Origin of the sequence: Pseudoalteromonas sp. S3785 (assembly GCF_005887365.1) — a bacterium.
Lineage (GTDB): Bacteria > Pseudomonadota > Gammaproteobacteria > Enterobacterales > Alteromonadaceae > Pseudoalteromonas.
In genome coordinates this window covers 1-17388 of sequence record NZ_PNCT01000035.1, presented here as the reverse complement: position 1 = coordinate 17388, position 17388 = coordinate 1, and the positions used below count along the sequence as shown (strand labels likewise).

Annotated in this window: 18 protein-coding genes; 4 read left to right on the top strand and 14 right to left on the bottom strand. The window is 41.5% G+C overall.

What is annotated here, in order from left to right; translation table 11 throughout:
* Nucleotides 1-36 precede the first annotated feature (36 nt).
* Entirely contained in the window at nt 37-753 is a 717-nt protein-coding gene (locus CWC17_RS09925) for an SIMPL domain-containing protein (RefSeq protein WP_138612745.1), read from the top strand.
* On the opposite strand, the gene CWC17_RS09920 is transcribed toward CWC17_RS09925, so the two are convergent.
* The 8 genes from CWC17_RS09920 to CWC17_RS09885 all read right to left on the bottom strand — a co-directional run bounded on the left by CWC17_RS09920 (nt 750) and on the right by CWC17_RS09885 (nt 7772).
* A complete protein-coding gene (locus CWC17_RS09920) occupies nt 750-1418 on the bottom strand; it encodes a hypothetical protein (RefSeq protein ID WP_138612744.1) in 669 nt (222 codons plus the stop codon). The genes CWC17_RS09925 and CWC17_RS09920 overlap by 4 nt on opposite strands.
* A gap of 83 nt (nt 1419-1501) precedes the next feature.
* Nucleotides 1502-3334 carry a DUF885 domain-containing protein gene (locus tag CWC17_RS09915; RefSeq protein WP_138542120.1) on the bottom strand — a complete coding sequence of 611 codons (1833 nt, stop codon included), beginning with the start codon at nt 3332-3334 and terminating at the stop codon, nt 1502-1504.
* An 87-nt stretch (nt 3335-3421) separates the two neighbouring features.
* Nucleotides 3422-4558 carry a radical SAM family heme chaperone HemW gene (gene hemW, locus CWC17_RS09910; protein WP_055018851.1) on the bottom strand — a complete coding sequence of 379 codons (1137 nt, stop codon included), beginning with the start codon at nt 4556-4558 and terminating at the stop codon, nt 3422-3424.
* On the bottom strand, nt 4555-5154 hold the full coding sequence (locus CWC17_RS09905) for an XTP/dITP diphosphatase (protein ID WP_138612743.1): 600 nt from the start codon (nt 5152-5154) through the stop codon (nt 4555-4557). The genes hemW and CWC17_RS09905 overlap by 4 nt, the downstream gene beginning before the upstream one ends.
* Nucleotides 5155-5158: 4 nt before the next feature.
* Nucleotides 5159-5602 (bottom strand): DUF4426 domain-containing protein, encoded by a 444-nt coding sequence (locus tag CWC17_RS09900; protein WP_138612742.1) that lies wholly within the window; start codon nt 5600-5602, stop codon nt 5159-5161.
* Nucleotides 5603-5659: 57 nt separating this feature from the next.
* On the bottom strand, nt 5660-6193 hold the full coding sequence (locus tag CWC17_RS09895) for a YggT family protein (RefSeq protein ID WP_055016817.1): 534 nt from the start codon (nt 6191-6193) through the stop codon (nt 5660-5662).
* Between the two features lie 26 nt (nt 6194-6219).
* Nucleotides 6220-7041, bottom strand: coding sequence for a pyrroline-5-carboxylate reductase (proC, locus tag CWC17_RS09890; protein ID WP_138612741.1), 822 nt, complete (start codon nt 7039-7041; stop codon nt 6220-6222).
* Nucleotides 7042-7058: 17 nt separating this feature from the next.
* A complete protein-coding gene (locus CWC17_RS09885) occupies nt 7059-7772 on the bottom strand; it encodes a YggS family pyridoxal phosphate-dependent enzyme (protein ID WP_138612740.1) in 714 nt (237 codons plus the stop codon).
* Nucleotides 7773-7774: 2 nt separating this feature from the next.
* Between CWC17_RS09885 and CWC17_RS09880 the strand changes: the two genes are divergently transcribed.
* Together CWC17_RS09880 and CWC17_RS09875 are read left to right on the top strand one after the other, a co-directional pair.
* On the top strand, nt 7775-8815 hold the full coding sequence (locus CWC17_RS09880) for a type IV pilus twitching motility protein PilT (protein WP_004586840.1): 1041 nt from the start codon (nt 7775-7777) through the stop codon (nt 8813-8815).
* Between the two features lie 9 nt (nt 8816-8824).
* Entirely contained in the window at nt 8825-9958 is a 1134-nt protein-coding gene (locus tag CWC17_RS09875; RefSeq protein WP_055016820.1) for a PilT/PilU family type 4a pilus ATPase, read from the top strand.
* A gap of 59 nt (nt 9959-10017) precedes the next feature.
* On the opposite strand, the gene ruvX is transcribed toward CWC17_RS09875, so the two are convergent.
* From ruvX to CWC17_RS09845, 6 genes are all read right to left on the bottom strand, one after another.
* Nucleotides 10018-10467 carry a Holliday junction resolvase RuvX gene (gene ruvX / locus CWC17_RS09870; protein WP_055016821.1) on the bottom strand — a complete coding sequence of 150 codons (450 nt, stop codon included), beginning with the start codon at nt 10465-10467 and terminating at the stop codon, nt 10018-10020.
* Between the two features lie 9 nt (nt 10468-10476).
* Nucleotides 10477-11034 (bottom strand): YqgE/AlgH family protein, encoded by a 558-nt coding sequence (locus CWC17_RS09865; protein WP_138612739.1) that lies wholly within the window; start codon nt 11032-11034, stop codon nt 10477-10479.
* Nucleotides 11035-11158: 124 nt separating this feature from the next.
* Nucleotides 11159-12109, bottom strand: a complete 951-nt coding sequence (gshB, locus tag CWC17_RS09860) for a glutathione synthase (protein ID WP_138542113.1) — start codon at nt 12107-12109, stop codon at nt 11159-11161.
* A 75-nt stretch (nt 12110-12184) separates the two neighbouring features.
* Nucleotides 12185-12919: a 16S rRNA (uracil(1498)-N(3))-methyltransferase gene (gene rsmE / locus CWC17_RS09855; RefSeq protein WP_138612738.1), complete on the bottom strand. Its 735-nt coding sequence runs from the start codon at nt 12917-12919 to the stop codon at nt 12185-12187.
* Between the two features lie 72 nt (nt 12920-12991).
* Complete coding sequence (locus tag CWC17_RS09850) at nt 12992-13462, bottom strand: hypothetical protein (protein WP_055016825.1); 471 nt, start codon at nt 13460-13462, stop codon at nt 12992-12994.
* Between the two features lie 81 nt (nt 13463-13543).
* Nucleotides 13544-14437: a DUF350 domain-containing protein gene (locus CWC17_RS09845; protein ID WP_138612737.1), complete on the bottom strand. Its 894-nt coding sequence runs from the start codon at nt 14435-14437 to the stop codon at nt 13544-13546.
* Between the two features lie 78 nt (nt 14438-14515).
* Between CWC17_RS09845 and glnE the strand changes: the two genes are divergently transcribed.
* Entirely contained in the window at nt 14516-17356 is a 2841-nt protein-coding gene (gene glnE, locus CWC17_RS09840) for a bifunctional [glutamate--ammonia ligase]-adenylyl-L-tyrosine phosphorylase/[glutamate--ammonia-ligase] adenylyltransferase (protein ID WP_138612736.1), read from the top strand.
* The last annotated feature ends 32 nt before the right edge of the window (nt 17357-17388 follow it).

The following is a 17388-nucleotide window of genomic DNA, read 5'->3' as shown; positions in this document are numbered from 1 at the left end:
AAATGCTTATTATTGATATCAATCAAGGAGATTTTTGTGAATAAAACACCCCATGTTTACACTGTTTTTGCTGCTATTTGTTTAAGTATAGGCTTAGTTTTATTTGGCTTTATTATTAAAAGTGCTGCCGTTGATGTAAAAAGTATGGACCGAAGTGTACAGGTAAAAGGGTTAGCTGAGCGTGAGGTTAATGCCGATACGGTTATTTGGCCTTTGCAATACACTGATGCAGACAACAACTTAGAAAAATTGGTTAGTCGAGTTGAGCAAAAAAATAGTACAGTGATTGCTTTTTTAAAGTTACATGGCTTTGATGATGACGAAATAAGTACCGGCAGCCAGTCAATTATTGATAAACAGGCCCGTGAATATGGTAACGATAATCAAAAATTTCGTTATTTAGCCCGCGCTAACATTATTGTTTATTCTAACGCGCCCGACAAAGTCCAAAATGCATTAGGCAAAGTAAGCCAACTGGCGAAGCAAGGTATCGCAATAGTACAGGATAGTTACGAAACCAGGGTCGAATATTTATTTACCGGCCTTAACGATATCAAGCCTGCAATGGTGCAAGAGGCTACAGAAAAAGCCCGAGAAGTCGCTAACAAATTTGCTAAGGATTCGAACTCAACACTTGGCAAAATAAAATCCGCGCGCCAAGGGCAATTTAGTATTAGCAATCGCGACTCTAATACCCCTCACATTAAAAAGGTGAGGGTGGTCACCAGTGTAGAGTATTATTTAAGTGACTAAATCGCTCTCACTAGGTGGGCAATGTGTGCTGTTGAACGTTGTAGGTAAGCTGCACTAAGTAAAATACCGGTTTCGTTAATGTTTACGCCTTTTAAAACATTTACTAATTGTTGTTTAGCGGTTGGGGTTTGTTTCTGTTCTATTTCCATAAGCGCTAATAATGCTGAAAACTCATGCTTTACTGGCGTGCTAGGTTTATCAGCATAAGCAATATAACAGGCAACAGGAGTAAGGCCGCTCGCATTGGTTTGTGCTAAGGCTTTTGCTAGCCCATCGTTAGATTCGAATAACATTAATGAGCGTACGTAGTTAAAAGGCAGCTTTTGAGCATGGGCGTGTTTAAATACACTGTGCAGCACATTATTTCCTCGGCTGTCTTGTGCTAAAAAGCCGTTATTTTCTTTTAATGCCGGTGTAAAAAACGTTAATGCATCAGTCGTTGTTAATTGGTTTATAAAAGGTGCTGGTAAGGTGTTGGTTGTTAAAATACGTATTGTCACATTTTGCATAAAATCGTATTTAATACTCATTCGCAAAGCACTTTCGTAAAGGTGGTTTAGCTGCAATGTTTGTTGCGCAGGGGTTAACTGTTTAAAGTCGTTATCAAGCTCGTCTAGCTGATGCTTGGCAATGCGCGCATTAAGTAACTGTATGCTTAAGTCCATTCTTAACTCTACCTTTGAGCGTTTTTATTACTATAAAACAAAAAAGGCCGCATCAGCGACCTTTTTCTATTTATAACCAAGTATTAAGCTTTTTTACTTGCTACCCACTCGTTTACAAAGTTCTCTAGTACGTTAAGTGGTACAGGGCCATTTTTAAGTATAACGTCGTGGAACTGACGAATATCGAACTTATCGCCTAGTTGCTTTTTAGCATCTTCACGCAGCTCTAAAATCTTAAGCATACCCACTTTGTAAGCCGTTGCTTGCGATGGCATTACAATGTGACGCTCAACCATTTTAACACCGTCAGATGTGGCGTTAGGCGTATTATTTACGTAGTAATCAATACCTTCTTGGCGAGTCCACTTCATTGCATGGATACCGGTATCAACAACTAAACGACACGCACGCCATAATTCCATCGAAAGGCGACCAAAGTCTGAGTAAGGGTCTGAGTATAGGCCCATTTCTTTAGGAATGTACTCTGAGTATAAACCCCAACCTTCAATATATGCTGTGTAGCCACCAAACTTACGGAACTTAGGTACACCTTCAAGCTCTTGTGAAATAGCAATTTGCATATGGTGACCCGGAATCCCCTCATGGTACGCTAATGCTTCCATTTGGTACGTTGGCATTGCTTCCATGTCGTAAAGGTTTGCGTAGTAAATACCAGGGCGTGAGCCATCTGGCGCAGGTTGTTGGTAAAATGCTTTACCCGCTGCTTTTTCGCGGAATGCTTCAACGGCTTTAACTTTAAGGTCAGCCTTTGGCTTAACAATAAATAACTCATCTAGGCGAGTTTTCATGGTGTTGATTAGGCCCGTGGCTTCATCTAAATAACGTTGTTTACCTTGCTCGTCATTGGCGTAATAAAATTGTTTATCCGTTTTCATAAACTGCATAAACGCTTTTAAATCACCTTTAAAGCCTACTTTGTCTTTAATTTCACGCATTTCATCATGAATACGTTTTACTTCAGCAAGGCCAATGGCATGAATTTCTTTAGCGGTTAAGTCAGTGGTGGTGGTGCGCTTAAGTGCGTTATTGTAAAACGTTTCACCGTCAGGCAGTTTCCATGCGCCATCGCGGTTATCAGCGCGTTTTTCTAGCTGTGCTAAGTAATTAATTAACTTAGAGTAAGAAGGCTTAACGGCTGATTTTAATGCATCAGTTGCATCATTGATTAAGGCATCTTTTTCATTTTGGCTAATTTCAAGCGCGCTTACTTTACGTTTAAAGTCGGCTAAAAGTGTAGAGTCTTCGCCTTTTTCAAACGGCGCGCCATGAATGATGTTTTTGCTCGAATCTATCACATGTGGGAACACAAATTTAGGCGCGATAATACCTTTATCAGCACGGGTTTCTAAATCAGTAATAAGCTGATCAAATACTGCAGGTACGCCGTTTAAACGTGCAATGTAATCTTTAGCTTCTTTAACATTACTAATTGAGTGCTGGTTAATTAAAAACGCAGGCACCATAGAGTGCGTACCAAACATTTGGTTAACTGGGTAGTTATGGTATCGCCATTTAAAGTCTGCAATTGAGCTCTCTAGGTCTTGTTTTTTTAAGTCGTAACTTACTTTAGTGGCATCATCAAGCAGGTCGCGATTAATGGCTTTTAGTTCAACTAAATCGGCTTTTGCTTGTGCTAAGTCTTTTAGTTTGCGCTCTTCGCTGCCGTCATCCCATTTATCGTAGTCTTTTTTGATACCCATGTAAGTTTGGTAAACCGGGCTGCTCATTACATCGCGGTTAAAGGTATCTTCAAAAAACGCATTCGCTTTGTCTATTTCGCTTTGCACAGGTTGCGCTTGCACTGCAGGTGCTGGCGTTGTTTGTTGTGGTGCATGTTGGCAGCCGGCTAAAATAGCAACGCTCACGGCAGCTGCAATAAAGGTAAGTTTACGCATTGTTTTCCCTTTGTTGTTAGAAACCCATTAGGGTGTATTATATTTATTTGCTTGTATTTTATGTTTATCGCGCGTGGTCAAAAACCACTACACAAACAATTCTAGCAGGTCATTTAAAAAACGATGGCCTTTAAGGCTTACTTGCCAGTGGCCGTTTTCTTGTATTAACAAGCCTGCATTTATTGCTTTAGTTAAAGCCGCTTGCTGGCTTTGTAGCGGCTGACTAGTCAGCGCACTGAAATCTTCAACTGGGCAAGGCTCTACTAAGCGAAAACGATTCATAAAAAATTCAAAGGCTAAATCGTCTTGTTCTACTTGCCAATTTTTGTACATATATGGTTTTAACATATCCATATAGCCACGTGGGTGTTTAACCTTTTCGGTGCGAGTGATTACACCGGTTTTTGCATCAGTCACCTTACCATGAGCGCCACAGCCAATACCGAGATAATCGCCAAAACGCCAATAATTCAAGTTATGTTGGCATTGAAAGCCAGGCTTTGCATAACCGGATATTTCGTATTGAATATAACCTGCTTGAGCAAGGAGTGCTTGGCCTTGCTCTTGAATATCCCATAAGGTTTCATCTTGCGGTAGAGTAGGCGGTTTTGAAGCAAATTGAGTATTTGGCTCAATAGTAAGCTGATACCAAGATATATGTGGCGGATTTAAAGCAATAATCTTTTTTAAATCGCTTAGTGCATCGTCAAGGCTTTGCCCCGGTAAGCCATGCATTAAATCAAGATTAAAGCTATTTAATCCGGCTTGCTTAGCTTGCTCTGCAGCGTAGTGCGCTTCGTCGGCACCATGAATACGGCCAAGTGCTTTTAACTTGTCGTTTTGCATGCTTTGCACGCCAATAGAAATCCGGTTAATACCCGCTTTAACGTATTCTTTAAAGCGATTCGTTTCTACTGTACCTGGGTTCGCCTCAAGGGTTATTTCGCAGTTGTCGCTTAGGCCAATTAGGCTATCAACTTCGCTTAATAAGCGGGTATAAGCATCACCCGTTAATAAGCTTGGTGTACCGCCGCCAATAAAAATACTATGAATTTTACGCCCTTGCACCAAGTGCAAATCGGCTTTTAAGTCGTCAATTAAATGCTGAACATATTCAGCTTCAGGAATGTCGCCTTTTTGCCCATGGCTATTAAAATCGCAATAGGGGCATTTTTGCACGCACCAAGGTACGTGTACATATAAGCTCAGTGGTGGAAGGTTCACAGGCCGCCTTTGTTTTTAAGCTCTAATAGTAACTTTTTAAGTGCTTGGCCGCGGTGGCTCACTGCATTTTTTTGCGCTTTGGTGAGCTCGGCGCTGGTACAGTTTTGCTCAGCAATAAAAAATACCGGATCGTAACCAAACCCGCCTTCGCCATTTTGGGTTTGTGTAATTTCGCCCTCCCAACTTGCACTACAAATAAGCGGGGTAGGGTCATCGGCGTGGCGCATTAATACTAATACACACCAAAAACGCGCTTTACGATTAGGGTTGCTACCTAAATCATTAAGCAGTTTGTCTATGTTATCTTGATCGCTGGCGTTTTCACCGGCAAAACGCGCTGAGTACACCCCAGGTGCGCCATTTAAGCCATCTACCTCTAAGCCCGAGTCATCTGCAATGGCTGGCATACCGGTAATTTTAGCTGCATGGCGGGCTTTAATTATCGCGTTCTCTACAAAGGTGGTGCCGGTTTCGGCCACTTCGCCTACGTTAAAATCGCTTTGAGGAACGACGTTTATGTTAAGCGGGCTGAGCATGTTTGCCAGCTCATTTACTTTACCTGGGTTGCCTGTGGCAAGCACTAATGTTTTGGTCATGATATTAATCTACATAAAATTTTTGCTGAAATTGTAATTTTTGAAATTGACTACTTTGTTGTATTTCAATTTCAAAACGTAAAATTTCTTCGTTGGTGTAATTTACCTGGGCAAGGTAATAAATTGAGTCACCTTCTTTTACTTCTTTAAAAGTAAGGGTTTGTTTATTGCCAAGTAGGTTTTTTGCTGTGCCGCTTAGCTTTACAGTTTGCGCGGTTTTATCGCTGTTATTTTTTAGTACTGAAATATTAACAACCCCTTTATAACCACTACGTTCAAGGCCATAGGTTTTTGCTATTTGTGGCTGAATAAAAGTAGATGGAAAAGCAATATAATGCACTTGCCAAGGCCCTAGCTCTTTGTATTGTGCACCTTGCATCTCTTCACTGTGGGCATTAAAAGCAAAGGCTAAAAAACTAATAAAGCAAAACTTAATTAAACGGTTCATTGTGGTGTCCTATATAAAAAAGAGGCCAATGGGCCTCTTTTGCTTATAACAAAAAATTTAGGCTAACAAGTCCATCAGCAACATTTGTAAAAACTGAATACCAATAATTAGTACAAGCACTGATAAGTCTAAGCCACCCATTGGTGGAATAATTTTACGAAGTGGCTTGAGCATTGGCTCAGTAAGCTGATGGAAAACCGCTTCTATAGGGTTATAACCTTGACTTACCCAGCTTAAAATAGCGCGAATAATCAATACCCAAAATACTAAGTTTAAGCCTTCTTTTAATACGGTAATAAGCGCTTGTATAAACACAGGTTGTGCAGCCCATGCGCCATATATAACCAGCATTAAAGTACTAATTTTGGCTACAGCCACTATAAATGCCAGCAATAGAGAGGCTAAATCGAGCCCGCCTAGGCCAGGTATTATTTTACGCAAAGGGTTGACCGCAAACGAGGTTGCTTTAACCACAAATTGGCTCATTGGGTTGTAAAAGTCGGCTTTTGCCCACTGTAGCCAAAAACGCAGTAGCACCACCATTAAAAACAAATCAAACAGGGTACTGATCAAAAATTGCATGGCATTCATAGTGTAACCTTCAATAAAAAGTAGTTTTAAAGTTCTTTTTCCATTTGCATCGCACGCGCTATACATGCATCCATTGCATCGCTCACTGTTTGCACTAGGCGTTCGCTTTTTAAATGCTCAACCGCAGCATGGGTGGTGCCGCCTTTAGAGGTTACATTAGCGCGTAATTGCGAAATGCTTATCTCTGGTTGGCTCAATGCCATTTCGGCTGCGCCCAGCGCCGTTTGCTGCACTAAGCGGCGTGCATCTTCATCGTTAAAACCAAGTGCTTTCGCTTTTTCTTCAATTGCTTCCATAAATAAGAAAAAGTAAGCGGGCGATGAGCCTGTTACGGCTATTATATCGTTGATTTGTGACTCTTGCTCAACCCACACAACAATACCAGTACACTCAAACACTTTTTGTACAAAGTCGTGCTCTTCGGCTGTTTCATCTGCGCCAAATAAACCCGATACACCACGCCCAAGTAACGATGGGGTGTTTGGCATACAACGTACCATTTTAACGTTTTGGCCTAGCATTTCGCGCAGGCGCTTAACGGTTAAACCCGCCGCTACCGAAATAAACAGTTTATCACTAAAGTCGATACCCGAATCTTGAAACGATTTACATAAATCGCCCATCATTTGTGGTTTAACAGACAATACAATGACATCAGCATCGCGTAAGGCTTCGTTATTGTCGCTGGTGGTTTTCACCTTGAAATCGTCTGCTACCTTGGCAAGCTTTTCTTGGTTGCGGTTTGTCGCAATGATGTTGTTTGCATTAAAACCGTTTTTTACCATGCCACCAATAATGGCGTAGCTCATGTTACCTGTGCCTATAAATGCGATTGTTTTATCTGACATATGTCTGTTATCACCTTTTAAGTTCGCGTTCCAAAAATATCTGTGCCGATCCTCACCATGGTTGAGCCTGCGCTTATGGCGGCTTCAACATCATTACTCATCCCCATCGACAACGTATCTATATGAGGATATTGGGCCTTTAGTTTATCAAAGCAAGCGTGTAATTGCTCAAAAGATTGACTTTGTTCACTCGGATCGTCGCTTTTAGCTGGAATAGCCATTAAACCGCGTAAAGTAAGCTGTTCACATTGGTCAATAAACTCAGCCAGCTCGGGTATTTGCTCAATGCTACAGCCCGACTTTGCCTCCTCTGCGCTTATATTTACCTGAATAAGCACGTTTAAAGGGGCTTTATCAGTGGGGCGTTGGGTGTTTAATCGCTTAGCTATTTTTATTCTATCTACGCTTTGTACCCAGTCAAAATTAGCGGCAACAAGGGCGCTTTTATTTGATTGAATTGGGCCAATGAAATGCCAAATGATGTCGCTAAATGTGTGTAGTTGAGCTATTTTATCTACAGCCTCTTGAACATAAGACTCGCCAAATTGGCGTTGGCCGTGCTCGTAAGCAGCAATAATATCGTCGCATGGTTTTGTTTTTGATACTGCTAGTAGGGTAATTTCATTACTACTACGTTTAGCATTTTTGGCCGCGCTGGCAATTCTAGCGTAGGCGGATGTGAGTCGTTCTGCTATTGTAACCATATATTTATCAGTTAGTTGTGGAGTCATAAATGGATATTACCGAATTATTAGCGTTTAGTGTGCAACACAAAGCATCTGATTTACACTTATCGTCAGGTGTTTCACCTATGATACGCGTAGATGGTGATGTTCGCCGCATTAATATACCTGCACTTGCAGACAAAGACGTAAACAGTCTTGTTTACGACATTATGAACGATAATCAGCGCAAGGACTACGAACAAAACCTAGAAGTGGATTTTTCGTTTGAAGTGCCTAACCTTGCGCGTTTTCGTGTTAACGCATTTAACTCAAACCGCGGCCCTGCAGCGGTGTTTCGTACCATCCCTAGCGATGTACTGACGCTTGAGGATTTAGGTGCGCCAGATATTTTTAAAACAATATCAGATAACCCTCGTGGTTTAGTATTGGTTACCGGCCCAACGGGTTCAGGTAAATCAACAACCCTTGCGGCTATGGTCGATTATATAAATCAAACAAAACATCACCATATCCTCACCATTGAAGATCCTATCGAATTTGTACACGATAATAAACTTAGCCTTATAAACCAACGTGAAGTGCACCGTGATACGCACAGCTTTTCTAATGCATTGCGCAGCGCGCTGCGTGAAGACCCGGATGTAATCCTCGTCGGTGAGCTACGTGATTTAGAGACTATTCGCCTTGCGATGACCGCCGCAGAAACCGGTCACTTAGTATTTGGTACGCTACATACCACCTCGGCACCAAAAACCATTGACCGTATTATTGATGTATTCCCAGGTGAAGAAAAAGACATGGTGCGTTCAATGCTTTCTGAGTCGCTGCGCGCCGTTATTTCGCAAACACTACTTAAAAAAATTGGCGGTGGGCGAGTGGCTGCTCACGAAATTATGATTGGTGTGCCGGCGATTCGTAACCTAATTCGTGAAGATAAAATTGCACAAATGTATTCGTCTATCCAAACGGGTGCATCGCATGGCATGCAAACCATGGATCAATGTTTAAATAATTTAGTTAATCACGGTATTGTGACTACTGCAGCCGCGAAAGAAAAAGCCCAAGACAAAACACAGTTTGGTGGCTAAGGACTTACTATGAATTTATCTTTAAATCACTTTTTACAAATTATGATCGAGAAAAAAGGCTCTGATCTTTTTGTATCTAGTCAGTTACCTGTTAGCGCAAAAATTAATGGTGAGCTTATCGCTCTTAGCGACGATAAGTTGAGTGATGAGCAATCGCTTGCGCTAGTAGAGTCAGCAATGAGTGATAAACAAAAAAATGAGTTTCACTCAACTAAAGAGTGTAATTTTGCAATAGCCACAGACGAAGGGCGTTTTCGTATATCGGCTTTTTGGCAACGCGATAGAGCAGGCATGGTTATTCGCCGCATTGTAACGCAAATACCAGATGTAAGTGATTTAGGGTTGCCCTCTACACTTACCGATGTAATTATGTCAAAGCGTGGGTTAGTGCTGTTTGTGGGTGGTACTGGTACGGGTAAATCAACCTCACTGGCTGCCTTAATCGGTTACAGAAACCGCAACCAGCGTGGTCATATACTCACCATTGAAGATCCGATTGAGTTTGTACACGAGCACCGTAAAAGTATTATTACTCAGCGCGAAGTAGGGCTTGATACCGACAGCTTTGAATCGGCACTTAAAAGCTCACTACGTCAGGCTCCAGATGTAATATTAATTGGTGAAATACGCTCGCAAGAAACCATGGAATACGCACTGAGCTTTGCTGAAACCGGCCACTTATGTGTGGCTACACTACATGCTAATAACGCAAACCAAGCCATTGACCGTATTATGCACTTAGTCCCCAAAGAAAAGCACGACAAGCTTAAGTACGATTTAGCGCTTAACTTACGCGCTATTGTGGCGCAGCAGCTTATTCCAACGTCTGATGGGGAAGGGCGTGTTGCCGCGATAGAAATTTTACTAAATTCCCCCATGGTGGCTGAGCTAATAAAAAGTGGCGATATTGGCGGCATTAAAGAGGCCATGTCTAAATCTAAAGAAATGGGCATGCAAACCTTTGACCAAGCTTTATTTGAGCTATACAAGCAGCAACGTATTAACTACGCCGATGCGCTGCATCATGCAGACTCGCCAAATGATTTACGCTTAATGATTAAACTGCGCAACAACGAGCAACAAGGTGCAGGGTTTTTACAAGGTGTCACCATTGATGGACTCGATGATAAAAACAGCAATTAACACTGCATTCTATCCATAAAAAAAGCGCCGGTAGGCGCTTTTTTTAGGGATAAAATGACTTATTCACCATAACTGGCTTCAAAAAAACTCTCTAAAATAATCACGGCCGACATATTATCGACATTTCCTTTTCCTAAATTTTTATAGCCACCGTGCTCAAATAAACGCGCTTTTGCATCGGCAGTTGTGAGTCGCTCGTCTTGTGTTTGCACCGGTATGCCGTAATGGTTGTGCAAGCGGTTAGCAAACTTTTTAGCTTTAAAGGTTACCTCTTGCGAAGTGCCATCCATATTAAGCGGTAACCCAACCACCATTAAGTCGGGTTGCCATTCTTTAACTTGAACTGCAATATGCTCCCAGTTGGGTATTCCATCCTGCGCTTTTACAGCCTTGAGGCTAGAGGCGCTGCCAGTGAGTTCTTGCCCTATAGCAATACCAATACTTTTTGTGCCAAAGTCGAAACCCATTACGGTACGTTGGCCTTGAGGTTTAAGGTTCTTTTTAGTCATTATGGTTCTTTAAGCGTGTCCAGCTTCACTGCAAAGCTGGCTAACATCAAAGCCCAGCATTGAAACTGCTTTTTCCCAGCGTTTTTCAACCGGCGTATCAAAAATGATCTTCGGATCGGCTTTAATGATCAACCAACTGTTATCTAAAAGCTCTTGCTCAAGTTGTCCTTGCTCCCATCCCGAATAACCAAGCGTAATAATAAATTGCTCAGGTGCGTGGGCGGTGGTCAGGTTGGCAAGTACATCTTTTGATGTGGTGATCATTATATCACTGCTGAGCTTTTGGCTTGCAGAATAACCAGGCTGAGGTGAATGAAGTACAAAACCCCGGTCGGTTTTAACCGGACCACCTGCAAACACAGAGACTTGCGCAGCTTGTTGAGTTTTGTCGTTGTCTATTTCTATTTTATCTAAAAGCTCACCAACGGTTACATCAATAGGCTGGTTGATCACCAATCCCATAGCCCCATCTTCATTATGCTCACAAATATAGGTAACGGCACGTTTAAAAAAAGGGTCTTGCATCGACGGCGTAGCGATTAAAAAATGATTTTCTAATGATTGCATAGATTTCACCCTTTTAGTTTATGAATACTTATTGAACTTTGAGTATGGCATAGATATATACGTAGCGTATAAAAAGTCCATTAATTGTATGAAATACTTAAATTAATGGACTCTTAAATGGTATTTATTTAGCTAGCTTACGCTCAATGGCATCAAACAAAATACCGGTAATAGATATATCGTAAGCGGCTTCAATTTCACGTACACAGGTTGGTGCAGTTACGTTAATTTCGGTGAGCTTGTCGCCAATAATATCTAAGCCTACAAACACTAGCCCTTTTTCTTTAAGTGTAGGGGCAACTGCTTGCGCTATTTTAAGATCTGACTCGCTAAGTGGGCGGGCTTCACCACGACCACCTGCCGCCAAATTACCGCGGGTTTCACCATTTTGTGGAATACGCGCTAAACAATACGGAATTACTTCACCATCAACAACCAATACGCGTTTGTCGCCTTGTTTGATCTCTGGAATGTAATTTTGCACCATAGCAAAGCGGCTACCGTGCTCAGTGAGCGTTTCACAAATAACACCAATGTTTGCATCATCTTCTTTGATACGAAAAATAGACGCGCCGCCCATGCCATCAAGTGGTTTTAAAATAATGTCTTTATGGTCAGATAAAAATGCGCGTATTTGCGCTTGGCTGCGTGTTACTAATGTATCGGGCGTATGCTCGCTAAACCACGCTGTAAATAGCTTTTCGTTAGCATCGCGCAGGCTTTGTGGTTTATTAATAATTAACGTACCTTCTTGCTCTGCACGTTCTAAGATATACGTTGCGTAAATGTACTCTGTATCGAACGGGGGATCTTTACGCATTAAAATAACGTCAAGGTCGGCAAGTGCTATTGTGGTTTTCTCTTCAAGTTCGTACCACTTTTGCGTGTTATTAAATACCTGCGCTTTTGCTGCGGTTGCATACGACTTACCTTGGCGAAGTGATAAATCATCCATCTCCATGTAATAAATTTCATAGCCACGTTCTTGCGCTTGCATCATCATTGCAAAACCGGTGTCTTTTTTGATGTTAAATCCACTAATAGGATCAGAAATAATACCTAACTTTATCGCCATGCGCTGTGCCTTAATCTAATTATAATTACTACTAGAGTGTTAATAGTTTTAATATGAGGGTGCCATTGAGCTATTTCAATTAGCTAAATCGCCAAATTGTAACTGTAATGCACTTAAGACCGTTAAAGCGGCTGTTTCTGTTCGTAAAACACGTGGCCCTAAACGAATATCAACAAATTCTTGCTGTTTAGTTTGCGCCATTTCTTCGTCAGTGAAGCCCCCTTCAGGGCCTACTAAAAAGCGTACACCGGCGCTTGGAACGGTTATTGTTTTAATACTGTGCTCGGCTCGCGGATGCAAGGTGAGCTTAATTTCGTCTGTATGTTGCTCAAGCCATTGCTTTAAATCAACCGGTGGATGAACAACTGGCACATAGTTACGTCCCGATTGTTCAGCGGCTGAAATTGCAATTTTTTGCCATTGTTGGTGTTTTTTTTCTAACCGGTCGCCACTGAGTTTAACGCCACAGCGCTGGCTAAAAATAGGGGTGATTTCGTTAATACCTAACTCAACAGATTTCTGAATGGTAAAGTCCATTTTGTCGCCGCGTGATACGCATTGGCCTAAATGAATGTTAAGCTCAGATTCGACATTATGCTCATCAAAACGCAGTGGCATAACAACAACTGACTTTTTAGTGACCTCTATAATTTCACTGAAGTATTCACCGCTTTCGCCATTAAAAATAGACACATGTTCGCCGACTTTCATGCGCAATACGCGGCCAATATGGCCCGCTGCATCGTCGTTTAAAGAAACCGGGGTGTTTAAGGCAATACTCGATGCCTGATAAATATGAGGTACTCGCATGGGAATCACTTATTGTATAGCGTAAAGGTGTATATCGCTATGGTAAGTAAGCAGGGCGTTGTACGCAATTATTTATTTGAGTGTCTTGGCGAGTGCGACTAAATCTTTGGGTGTTTCAGCAATATCTGTGTCGCACGATAAGTGATTTTTAAAGCCTTCGTCAGTAATACGATCAAATGTATAGCCGCTATCATCAGCACTGACTACATAGCGTTTTTCATGTAGAGAATTATAAATAAAACGTTGCTTTTCGTCGGCTAGCAGGTAGTCGGTGTTATTAAATAACACCCCCTGTATATCGTGATGCTCATGCAGGTAAGTGGCCAACTCAGATACGCTAATTTCGTTTTCTAAATCGCAATAACAGTAATCTTTAATAAGCTCGTCAAACATCATTTTAACCAGCTTACGGGTGTTACTGCCTGCAACTATTAAGGTGCTGGGTGTATTGGGTGTGGCGTGCTTAAAATAATACTCGGCAAATGTGCGACTAAATTCGTTGTCTATATCAATTAACAAATAGTTAGTTACTTCAAATGACATAGGGCCCCGTTGCTTTATGCAAATGTGTTGTGCCAGTTAACTAAATACGGGGCGCTTGGCGACTTATTTAATAGCGTGGCGTTAAAGTGAAAACATGCTAATAAGTAAATAGCCTATAGCACAAAAAACAGCAAACTCAATGCATGCTATGCCTATATTGTCTTGATGGTCTACCTCTAAAGCAGTATCAATATTGGGCAATGAAATCGCTTTTATTACAAAACTTAAACAATATAATAACACCCACATTACACCGCAATGCATTACCAGTGTAAATATATTTTCGACCATTTTTCCATTTTGAAAGGCAGCACTTGATAGCCCTGCGTAAACAGCGAGTGCTAAACCTATTGATTTTCCTGCATATCTAATGCCTATAGAGGTATTTTCTAAATTAAAGTTGCTTTGCAGCGAGGCACCTTGGTTTGCTTTAGCAAAGCGGTATTCACGTATCTTACTATCTAGTGCAAACATCCCCTGTAGCGTAAAAAAGCTCACAAAAGCAATGAGTAAGTTGCTAAACCCTTGTGCATGGGTCCATGTATAAAGCCCCAGTGTAATAATGCAGTTGGCTAGTAACATGCCAGAATCCACCATTGCAGCGCATACATTTTGCTTTAGTATGGCTTCTTCTTCATTAAACCTGTGTAAAATCCACTTTCTGTGAATTAAATGGCCAGCTTTAATAAATGTAAATAACAGAACAATTAAAACAATCACTTTTAAGGGATTATGTTGTGCTGCGCTCATACTAATTTCATCAAATAAAAATGCCATGGTGGCAATAACCACGGTAATCTCTGAAGCGAAGCTTATACCCATGGCAAAGTTATCATGTTGCGCTAGCTCATCTTTAAGTGCTTGTTTTGCTTTTACTTGAGCAACAATTCTCAGGCTAAAAATCGTAATGCATATAACCGCAAAACTAATAGCAATCGCAATTAAACTGGTGTTAGATAATGATAAATATGACATGCTGATCCTAAGTAGAGATAACCTTTCTTGGTTTTAGTTATTCTAGTATGGTTAGTAAATATATAAAAGAGAGGATTGATGAGTAATAAAATGCAACTTCCTATTCAATTACAGAAACTTGGCTCAGCCCGCTTTGCACAGCTCTATCCGCAGCAACCTATACAAGAAGAAGTTGTAAAATTATGTGCTCTGAGCGACTTTGCTTTTCGTAGTTTAGAGTCGCAACCTCAATTAAAAGACTGGTTAATAAACCCAGACGAGCAATTTAGCCGAGACGTTCCCGCGCCATTCGACGGCCTTGATCTGCTACAGGTAGATGAAAACCAGTGCAATAAAATTTTGCGCCAGTACCGAGAAAAATACTGGCTAAAAGTAGCCTACCTCGATTTATGCTGCGATAACCCAATTAGTGACAGTATTAAATACATAAGCCTATTGGCTGATATGTTGATTAGTAGCGCCAATAGGTGGGCGCATGCACAAACTGCAAAAACAGCAGGCGAGCCTCTCGATGAGCAAGGCAACCCTTTGCCCTTAATGGTTTTAGGCATGGGTAAATTGGGCGGTCACGAACTTAATTACTCATCGGATATAGATTTAATTTTTGCCTATCCGCGCAATGTACCTACTCAAGGTGGGCGTAAACCTGTTGAAGCGCAAGTGTTTTACACAAAAGTAGCGCAAAAACTGATTAATGCACTTAATCAAGTAACCGGTGATGGCCAAGTATTTAGGGTCGATATGCGCTTGCGTCCATTTGGCGAAAGTGGGCCTTTAGTGATGAGCTTTCATGCCATAGAAGATTACTATCAAGAACAAGGCCGCGATTGGGAACGCTACGCCATGTTAAAAGGGCGCTTAATAGGCACACCTAATCAGTATTGGGATGAATTTATACAGCTTTTAAAGCCCTTTGTTTATCGCCGTTATATAGATTTTTCGGTGATCGAATCGCTGAGAAAAATGAAGCTAATGATAGCTCAAGAGGTGCGACGTAAACGCCTGACTAATAATATAAAGTTAGGAGCAGGTGGTATTCGTGAGGTTGAATTTATTGTCCAGGCTTTGCAAATGGTGCGCGGTGGGCGAGAGGCAAACTTACAAACTCAATCGCTACTGTATGCCCTAGAGCAGTTAATTCTAAACCAAGCGATCGATGAACAAGAAGCAAATGAGTTAAAGCATAACTACTTGCACTTACGTAAGGTTGAGCAATATTTACAAATGTTTGACGATCAACAAACGCAAACCCTGCCAGATGATGAGCTCAATCAAGCGCGGCTAAATTATTTGCTCGAATCTGAAAGCTTTAATCATACTATGGCGCACATTGAGCAGGTTATGGCTAAAATTCACGATGAATTTTTATTGGTGATAGGGGAGGAAACGGTCCCTCTTGATACCTGCGAAGGTGCGTTTATAAGTGCGTGGGATCATGGTGATGTAAGCTTTTTAAACGATATAAAAGAGCAATGGCAAGTGCCTCTTCATGACTTTAAACAACGTTTAAGTAAGGTAAATATAGGTAATCGTGGGCGTGATATTCTCGATAAGCTCATGCCTTTATTACTTAAACAGCTGAGCGATTTTAATGCCAGCGGTGAAACATTTACCATGGTGTGCCGAATTTTAAATAAAATTGTATCGCGTACTGCTTACCTTGAATTACTGTACGAAAACCAAGGCGCACTTAAGCAGTTGGTATTATTGTGCTGCCACAGTAAGTGGATAGGGGAGCATATTTCTCGTTATCCTATTTTGCTTGATGAGCTAATAGACCCTGCTGCGCTTTACAAACCTACGCCGTTGAGCGCCTATAAAGATGAAATACGCCAATACTTTTTACGTATAGAACACGACGACCTAGAGCTGCAAATGGAAGCGCTTAGGCAGTTTAAGCAAACACATCAATTACGTATTGCGGCTGCAGATGCAACCGGTGTGATTGATGTTATGAAAGTAAGCGATCACTTAACTGCACTTGCAGAAGCAGTGGTAGACCAAGCAGTTAATATAGCGTGGTATAACACGGTTAAGCGTTTTGGTATGCCGCCAAATACAGATGACGAGCATAAAGGGTTTGCGGTTATTGCGTACGGCAAAACAGGCGGTTTTGAAGTCGGCTACGACTCTGATTTAGATCTTGTATTTGTTCATAATCACGACGGTAATAGCAGTACCAATGGCGATAAATCGATTACTTCACGCCAGTTTTATTTAAAACTTGCGCAGCGCTTAATGCATTTATTTAATACCCGCACTGCCTCGGGGATATTGTATGAACTTGATACGCGCTTGCGCCCTGAAGGTGCTTCTGGTTTATTGGCTATTAACTTAGAAAGCTTTAATCATTATCAGCAAACCCAAGCGTGGACGTGGGAGCATCAAGCGCTTGTGCGCGCCCGCATAATATTAGGTCAAGATGAGCTAAGAGCGCGTTTTGCTCAAATTCGTAAAGAGATATTATGTGCTCCGCGCGATGTAGATATACTTAAGCAAGATGTGCTTAAAATGCGCGAAAAAATGCGGAACCACTTAGCGAAGGGAAACGCAGAGCAATTTGATTTAAAACAAGATGTAGGCGCCATGACCGACATTGAATTTATAACTCAATATTTAGTGCTTAAAAACGCCCCTCAGTTTAGCCAGTTAACGGAATTTTCTGATAACGTGAGAATACTCACAGACGCTGCTGCGATTGGGTGTATCACTAAAGCGCAAAAGCAGCAATTGATTCAAGCGTATATTGATTATCGCTCGCGCTACCACGTATTAAGCCTAAATCAGCAAGGGCGCTTGGTGTCACGTAAAGATTACCAAAGTGATATTGAAAGCGTATCGGCATGCTGGAATACAATATTTGAACTAGGGCGTGTTGATCTTTGCGGATTGAAATTTGTTCAATCTAGGGACGATTAAATCGCGGCGCGAGGTTTGTAACCTAGTGGGCT

Coding starts and splice junctions, on each gene's coding strand:
- CWC17_RS09920 (WP_138612744.1), bottom strand. CDS start 1,418: ATGGACTTAAGCATACAGTTACTTAATGCGCGCATTGCCAAGCATCAG.
- CWC17_RS09915 (WP_138542120.1), bottom strand. CDS start 3,334: ATGCGTAAACTTACCTTTATTGCAGCTGCCGTGAGCGTTGCTATTTTA.
- CWC17_RS09905 (WP_138612743.1), bottom strand. CDS start 5,154: ATGACCAAAACATTAGTGCTTGCCACAGGCAACCCAGGTAAAGTAAAT.
- CWC17_RS09900 (WP_138612742.1), bottom strand. CDS start 5,602: ATGAACCGTTTAATTAAGTTTTGCTTTATTAGTTTTTTAGCCTTTGCT.
- CWC17_RS09895 (WP_055016817.1), bottom strand. CDS start 6,193: ATGAATGCCATGCAATTTTTGATCAGTACCCTGTTTGATTTGTTTTTA.
- proC (WP_138612741.1), bottom strand. CDS start 7,041: ATGTCAGATAAAACAATCGCATTTATAGGCACAGGTAACATGAGCTAC.
- CWC17_RS09885 (WP_138612740.1), bottom strand. CDS start 7,772: ATGACTCCACAACTAACTGATAAATATATGGTTACAATAGCAGAACGA.
- CWC17_RS09880 (WP_004586840.1), top strand. CDS start 7,775: ATGGATATTACCGAATTATTAGCGTTTAGTGTGCAACACAAAGCATCT.
- CWC17_RS09875 (WP_055016820.1), top strand. CDS start 8,825: ATGAATTTATCTTTAAATCACTTTTTACAAATTATGATCGAGAAAAAA.
- ruvX (WP_055016821.1), bottom strand. CDS start 10,467: ATGACTAAAAAGAACCTTAAACCTCAAGGCCAACGTACCGTAATGGGT.
- CWC17_RS09865 (WP_138612739.1), bottom strand. CDS start 11,034: ATGCAATCATTAGAAAATCATTTTTTAATCGCTACGCCGTCGATGCAA.
- gshB (WP_138542113.1), bottom strand. CDS start 12,109: ATGGCGATAAAGTTAGGTATTATTTCTGATCCTATTAGTGGATTTAAC.
- rsmE (WP_138612738.1), bottom strand. CDS start 12,919: ATGCGAGTACCTCATATTTATCAGGCATCGAGTATTGCCTTAAACACC.
- CWC17_RS09850 (WP_055016825.1), bottom strand. CDS start 13,462: ATGTCATTTGAAGTAACTAACTATTTGTTAATTGATATAGACAACGAA.
- CWC17_RS09845 (WP_138612737.1), bottom strand. CDS start 14,437: ATGTCATATTTATCATTATCTAACACCAGTTTAATTGCGATTGCTATT.
- glnE (WP_138612736.1), top strand. CDS start 14,516: ATGAGTAATAAAATGCAACTTCCTATTCAATTACAGAAACTTGGCTCA.